Here is a 5,757-nt window from a genome sequence, read left to right as displayed (position 1 = left end):
CGCCGGCCGCCAGCAGGACGCGGCCGTGCGGCCGCGCCAGGGGCGCGGCCGCACGGCGCCGCGCACCGCCCGTCTCGCCTGTCGCTGCCTGCGTTCGCATGTCCGCCCCCGGCGTGCCGTGCGCCGAACCGCTCGGCGCCTGCCGCGGAGCAGTGCAAGACGCGTGCGCACGCGCCGCCTGACAGCGCTGTCCGCGGCCTGTCGGGCCGGGCTGTGACGATTGTTGACGGGGCGGCCGCGCCGGCGACGCCCTCGGCGCGGGTCAGTCGCGCATCAGGGTGGACTTGCCGAACAGGCTTTCCACCAGGTCCACGGCCAGGATCGCGGTCTTGTTGTGCTCGTCGAAGGCGGGATTGAGTTCGACGATGTCCAGCGACGCCAGACGGCCGGTGTCGGCGATCATCTCCATCACCAGTTGCGCCTCGCGGTAGTCGGGTCCGCCGGGCACGGTGGTGCCGACGCCCGGCGCGATGCCGGGATCGAGGAAATCGACGTCGAAGCTGACGTGCAGGTGGGTATCGGCGTCCAACCCCTCCAGTGCTTCCTCCATCGCCCGCTTGACGCCGACCTCGTCGATGTAGCGCATGTCGTAGATGTCGAGGCCGACGTCGCGCACCAGCTTCTTCTCGCCGGCGTCGACCGAGCGGATGCCGATCTGGCGTACTTCCTCCGGCTTCAGCGCGGGCGCCGCGCCGCCGAGCTCGGTCAGCGCCTGCGGCCCCAGTCCGCACAGGCAGGCCACCGGCATGCCGTGGACGTTGCCGGAGGGCGTGATCGCGCTGGTGTTGAAATCGGCGTGCGCATCCAGCCACAGCACGCGCAGCTTCTTGCCGCGCGCGCGGCAATGGCGCGCGACCGCGGCGATCGAGCCGATGGCCAGGCAGTGGTCGCCGCCGAGCAGGATCGGCAGGCGTCCGCCGTCCAGTTCCGCCGTCACCGCTTCCATCACGGCGCGGTTCCATGCCACCACCTGCTCGAGATGGCGATAGCCGCCGACCGGCGGAAGCCAGGGATTCAGCGGTCCGGCCAGGTTGCCGCGATCGGTCACATCCAGGCCGCGCGCGGTCAGCGCCGGCGCCAGGCCGGCGACGCGCAGCGCCTCCGGGCCCATCGAGGCGCCGCGGTGGCCGGCGCCGATGTCGGTCGGCGCGCCGATCAGGGAGACGGGGGGAAACGTACGCATGCGGTTCCTCGCAATGAGCGTCAGCGCGACGGCGCTTCGCGTACCACCGGCAGCCGCGCGGCCTGCCAGGCTTGGAAGCTGCCGTCGAGCAGGCGCACATGGGTGTAGCCGAGCCCTTCCAGCGTGTGTTGCGCGATCGCCGCGCGCTTGCCGGTGCGGCAGTAGACGACGACCGGCGCGTCGCGCGCGACGTCCAGCGCGTCGGCACGCGCGGCGATCTGGTCGTAGGGCACGTTCAGCGCGCCGGGAATGTGGCCGTCGCGGTATTCCTCGGCGGTGCGCACGTCGACCACGCGCGGCGCCATGTGCGCACTCTGCATCCCGGCCAGCGCCTGCGGCGCCAGCGGCGGCTCGCCGGCGAAGGCGGCGACGGCCGACAGCGCGGCCGCCAGCGCGGCGGCAACGGTCCGGATTCGCATGGGACACCTCCGTTCGGTTCGGCGGGCCTCCAAGGATAGCGGCCGCCGACGCACCGCGGCCACCGCGGAGGTCAGCCGCCGGCGATCGCCGCCTCCAGCGCCGCCGCGCAGGCGGCGATCGCGGGCGCCAGTGTCGCCGCGTCACGGCACGGCGCGGTGCCGGACAGCAGCACGTCGACCGCGCGCGCCGCCTCGCCCAGCGCCTCGAAGCCGTAGTTCGGCGCCGAGCCGGACAGCCGATGCACCGATTGGCGCAGCGCCGCCCAATCCTCCGCCGCCGCCGCGCCGCCGCGGCAGGCGTCCCACAGCCGCGCCAGCTCGTCGCGCCGCTGCGGCAGCGCGCGCACGTAGTCGCGGGTCAGCGCAGCGAGCCGCGCGTCGAAATCGAAATCGTCGTCGTCCGAGGGATGCATGCGAACGCTCCGCTTCGCCGCGCGGATCGGGAATGGTGCCGGCACCCGGATTCGAACTGGGGACCTACCGCTTACAAGGCGGTTGCTCTACCGACTGAGCTATGCCGGCACGTCGGCCGATTCTAGTCGGGCGGGTCGCGACCCGCCATCGGCGCAGCCGCGCCGCCGTCCGGCATTTCGCATCGACGTGCGCGACGAGCGGCCCGGCGAGCCGTTGCGGCGCGGCGCGCCCCCTACGCGAAGTCGGCGTCCAGCACCACGCGGTAACGCGCGCGGCCTGCGCGCAGATGCGCCAGCGCCGCGTTGGCCTGCGCCATCGGGAAGCGCTCGACGCGCGGCGCGATGCCGTGGCGCGCGCAGAACCGCAGCATCGCCGCCACCGTGGCCGGACGTCCCATCGGCGAACCGGACACTTGCTTCTGCCCGCCGATCAGGTGCGGCACGGGCAACGCCGGCGGCTCCAGCACGGTGCCGACGAAGTGCAGGCGACCGCGCGGCGCCAGCGTCTTCAGCAGCGCGTGCCAGTCCAGCGGCACGTTCACCGTCACCAGCACGAAATCGAAAGTGCCGTACAGCGCGCGCAGCGCCTCGCGGCTGCGGCTGTCGACGGCGTGGTGCGCGCCCAACGCGCGCGCCTCGGCGCGCTTGGCCGCGGTGGACGAGAGCGCGGTCACTTCGCAACCCCAGGCGCGCAGGAACTGCAGGGCGAGATGGCCGAGCCCGCCGATGCCGGCGACGGCGACGCGGTCGGTCGGACGCACGCCGAACTCGACCAGCGGACTGAACACGGTGATGCCGGCGCAGAACAGCGGCCCGGCGGTGGCGGCGTCGATGCCTTCCGGCAGCGGCGTCGCCCACGTCCACTGGCAGCGCACGCGCTCGGCGAAGCCGCCGTGGCGGCCGACGATGGTCTCGCCGCCGTCCGCGCACAGGTGCGCATCGCCGGCGACGCACTGCGCGCAGTGCATGCAGCTCGAGGCGTTCCAGCCGATGCCGACGCGTTGGCCGACGGCGCGCGCCGCCTGCGGCACCGCGCTGCCGCAGGCGACGATGCGTCCGATCGCCTCGTGCCCCGGCACCAGCGGATAGGCGCCGCGCCGCCAGACGTCGTCCAGCATCGACAGGTCGGAATGGCAGAGGCCGCAGGATTCGACCGCGACTTCCACCTCGTCCGCGCCGAGCGGGCCGGGATCGTAGGCGAACGGTTCCAGCGCGGCGCCGGCGCGCGGCGCGGCCCAGGCGCGGATCGTGGTCATGCGCGTTTCCTCGCGGAGCGGATGCGGCGCGGCATGGAGACGCCGCGCCTCAGAAGCACGCCACCGGCTGCGCCTGCATGTCGGCGCGCTGCGGCAGCCAGGTGCGCCAGTCGAACTGCGGCGTGTCCGGCAGGGCGAAGTCGACGTAGTAGACCGGCATCGCCTCGGTGCGCTCGCGCAGCTGCGGCTGGAAGCCCAGCGCCGCCACCTGCGCGCGCCGGCGCTCGGCGTTGGCCGGATCGTGGAACAGGCCCAGCGAGATGGTGTTCTGCTGGTCGCCGGCGGTGACCACGTAGTAGTCGCGCACGCCCTTCGCCGACAGCGCGCGCGCGGTCTGCAGCGCCTGCTCGCGCGTCGGGAACGCCGGCAGGAACACCCACCAGCCGCGCGACTGCGTGGCCTCGGCCTCGCGGTACTGGATGCGCGGCACGTGCGGCGTCAGCGCGTCGATCGCCACGCGCACGTCGGCCTGGGTCGGGAACGGGCCGAGCGTCATGCAGCGGTCCGCGGCCAGCGCGGCGCGCGATTCGGGCGCGGCGTCCAGCTCCGCGCTCTGCGTCTCCGGCGGGCCGGGCCGCTCGGACAGCAGGCGCAGCGGCGGCACGCCGGGGTCGGTGCGCGCGACGACCGGCGCGACGCGGCCGTCGCCGAAGGTCAGCCAGGCGGCGACGCCGAGGTTGAGGGCGAGCAGCAGCAGGAACAGCAGTCGGAAGAACATGCGGGCGCACCAGGGGTCGCCGGCATTGTATCGGCTGCGTCAGGCCGGGTGCGCCGCGGCCCAGGCGGCAAGGCCGTGCAGCACCGCGTCGCGCAGCGGCTGGTGCGGCACCGCCAGCAGCGCCCCCAGCGCGTCGGCGTCGCCGCCGGCGAGCAGCATGCGCGGCGCGCCGCCCAGCGCCGGCGCCATGCGCGCGTGGAAGCGTTCGACCAGCGCCGCCGCCGCCTGCCAGCAGCCGGAGGCGAGCGCGTCCGGCGTGTTGTCGGCGGCGTCGACGATGCGGCCGGGGCGCTCCACCGTCACGCGCGCGGTGGCGCCGAGCAGCGCCGACTGCATCAGCGTCGGTCCCGGCGCGATCAGCCCGCCGAGGTGACGGCCGTCGGCGGCCAGCGCGTCCAGCGTCAGCGCGGTGCCGCCGCCGGCGATCACGCAGGGCGCCAGCCCCTGCGCGCGCGCGGCGACCATGGCGAGGAAGCGGTCGACGCCCAGCCGCTCGGGCTCGGCGTAGGCGTTCCGCACGCCGCAGGCCGCGGCCGGCGAGCGCACGAATTCGGCATCGAGATGGAAGCGCGCGCGCACCGCGTCGGCCAGCGCGGCGTCGCGCTCGGTACCGGCGACGGAGGCGACCAGCACGCGCCGCGGATTGGGCAGCACCGCCCAGCGCCGCGCCAGGCCGTGCAGCAGCGTTTCCTCCGTCCACACCAGCGGCGCGCCCGGCGTCAGCGCCGCACCGTCGGCGCAGGCCCACTTCAGGCGCGTGTTGCCGAGATCGAGCAGCAGGTTCATGCGGCCTCCGGGGCGGCGCGCACGCTGACCTCGGCGCTGTCGACGGTGACGATGTCGCCGCCCGCGCGGTGCACGCGCAAGGCGCCGCGCGCGTCGACGCCCGCGCCGATGCCGTCGAACGCGCCCTGCGCGCCGCTGACGCGGAGCGCGCGGCCGCGCAGCAGGTCGTGGCGCGCGTAGGCGTCGGCGAAGGCGGCGAAGCCGTCGGCGGCGAACGCATCCAGCGCCTCGACCAGGCGCGCGACCAGGCGCGCGGCGAAGGCGTTGCGCGCCGGCGGCGCGCCGCCGGCCAGCGTCGCCAGATCGGTGACCGGCTGCCCGGCCTGCGCGCGCAACGCCGGCGGCAGGCGCAGGTTGACGCCGATGCCGATCACCGCGTGGCAAGGTCCGAGGAACTCGCCGCCCAGTTCCACCAGGATGCCGGCCAGCTTGCGGCCGTCGGCCAGCGCGTCGTTCGGCCACTTCAGGCCGGCGCCGGCGATGCCGGCGTCCTCCAGCGCGCGCATCAGCGCCACACCCGCCGCCAGCGACAGCCCGGACAGCGCGGCGTAGCCCGTCTCGAAGCGCTTCAGGCAGGACAGGTACAGGTTCAGCGCCGGCGGCGACAGCCAGGCGCGCCCGCGGCGGCCGCGGCCGGCGCTCTGCGTCTCCGCCAGCACGAAGGAAAGGTCCGGCGCGCCCTGCGCGGCGCGGCGCAGCAGTTCGCTGGAAGTGGAGTCGAGTTCCCAGTGCGCCTCCAGCGCGCCGAGGCGTGCGCGCGTCGCCGCGGGCAGCGCGGCGCGGATCGCCGCGGCGTCCAGCAGCTCGACCGCATACGGCAGCGCGTAGCCGCGTCCCGCCTGCGCCTCCACTGGCAGGCCGCGCGCGCGCAGCGCCTCGATCTGCTTCCACACCGCGGCGCGGGTGACGCCGAGACGCGCGGCCAGCGCCGCGCCCGAGACGGGCTCGCCGGACGCGAGCAGCGCGACCAGCGCGCGCGCGT

The 5,757-nt window shown here is 75.3% G+C and carries 7 protein-coding genes and 1 tRNA gene; all 8 read right to left on the bottom strand.

The window, feature by feature from the left end:
- Window positions 1–262: 262 nt before the first annotated feature.
- The 8 genes from rocF to MBSD_RS08015 all read right to left on the bottom strand — a co-directional run bounded on the left by rocF (window position 263) and on the right by MBSD_RS08015 (window position 5,746).
- Window positions 263–1,183: an arginase gene (gene rocF / locus MBSD_RS08050; RefSeq protein WP_062536735.1), complete on the bottom strand. Its 921-nt coding sequence runs from the start codon at window positions 1,181–1,183 to the stop codon at window positions 263–265.
- Window positions 1,184–1,203: 20 nt separating this feature from the next.
- Window positions 1,204–1,602 carry a rhodanese-like domain-containing protein gene (locus tag MBSD_RS08045; RefSeq protein WP_062536733.1) on the bottom strand — a complete coding sequence of 133 codons (399 nt, stop codon included), beginning with the start codon at window positions 1,600–1,602 and terminating at the stop codon, window positions 1,204–1,206.
- Between the two features lie 71 nt (window positions 1,603–1,673).
- The gene (locus MBSD_RS08040) at window positions 1,674–2,015 is read right to left on the bottom strand and encodes an Hpt domain-containing protein (protein WP_062536732.1); all 342 of its coding nucleotides are present in this window, start codon (window positions 2,013–2,015) and stop codon (window positions 1,674–1,676) included.
- 33 nt (window positions 2,016–2,048) lie between these two features.
- A tRNA-Thr gene (locus tag MBSD_RS08035) sits at window positions 2,049–2,124 on the bottom strand.
- Window positions 2,125–2,248: 124 nt separating this feature from the next.
- Complete coding sequence (ahr, locus tag MBSD_RS08030; RefSeq protein ID WP_062536730.1) at window positions 2,249–3,271, bottom strand: NADPH-dependent aldehyde reductase Ahr; 1,023 nt, start codon at window positions 3,269–3,271, stop codon at window positions 2,249–2,251.
- Between the two features lie 49 nt (window positions 3,272–3,320).
- On the bottom strand, window positions 3,321–3,989 hold the full coding sequence (locus MBSD_RS08025) for an SPOR domain-containing protein (RefSeq protein WP_062536728.1): 669 nt from the start codon (window positions 3,987–3,989) through the stop codon (window positions 3,321–3,323).
- A 39-nt stretch (window positions 3,990–4,028) separates the two neighbouring features.
- On the bottom strand, window positions 4,029–4,775 hold the full coding sequence (locus MBSD_RS08020) for a type III pantothenate kinase (protein WP_062536727.1): 747 nt from the start codon (window positions 4,773–4,775) through the stop codon (window positions 4,029–4,031).
- Window positions 4,772–5,746, bottom strand: a complete 975-nt coding sequence (locus MBSD_RS08015; RefSeq protein WP_062536737.1) for a biotin--[acetyl-CoA-carboxylase] ligase — start codon at window positions 5,744–5,746, stop codon at window positions 4,772–4,774. Before MBSD_RS08015 ends, MBSD_RS08020 begins: the two co-directional genes overlap by 4 nt.
- Window positions 5,747–5,757: the final 11 nt, after the last annotated feature.

Origin of the sequence: Mizugakiibacter sediminis (genome assembly GCF_000953855.2) — a bacterium.
Lineage (GTDB): Bacteria > Pseudomonadota > Gammaproteobacteria > Xanthomonadales > Rhodanobacteraceae > Mizugakiibacter > Mizugakiibacter sediminis.
This window is presented reverse-complemented; position numbering and strand designations above follow the sequence as displayed.

Excerpts from the sequence above, each read along its gene's own strand:
- rocF (WP_062536735.1), bottom strand. The coding sequence starts at position 1,183 with ATGCGTACGTTTCCCCCCGTCTCCCTGATCGGCGCGCCGACCGACATC.
- MBSD_RS08045 (WP_062536733.1), bottom strand. The coding sequence starts at position 1,602 with ATGCGAATCCGGACCGTTGCCGCCGCGCTGGCGGCCGCGCTGTCGGCC.
- ahr (WP_062536730.1), bottom strand. The coding sequence starts at position 3,271 with ATGACCACGATCCGCGCCTGGGCCGCGCCGCGCGCCGGCGCCGCGCTG.
- MBSD_RS08025 (WP_062536728.1), bottom strand. The coding sequence starts at position 3,989 with ATGTTCTTCCGACTGCTGTTCCTGCTGCTGCTCGCCCTCAACCTCGGC.
- MBSD_RS08040 (WP_062536732.1), bottom strand. The coding sequence starts at position 2,015 with ATGCATCCCTCGGACGACGACGATTTCGATTTCGACGCGCGGCTCGCT.
- MBSD_RS08020 (WP_062536727.1), bottom strand. The coding sequence starts at position 4,775 with ATGAACCTGCTGCTCGATCTCGGCAACACGCGCCTGAAGTGGGCCTGC.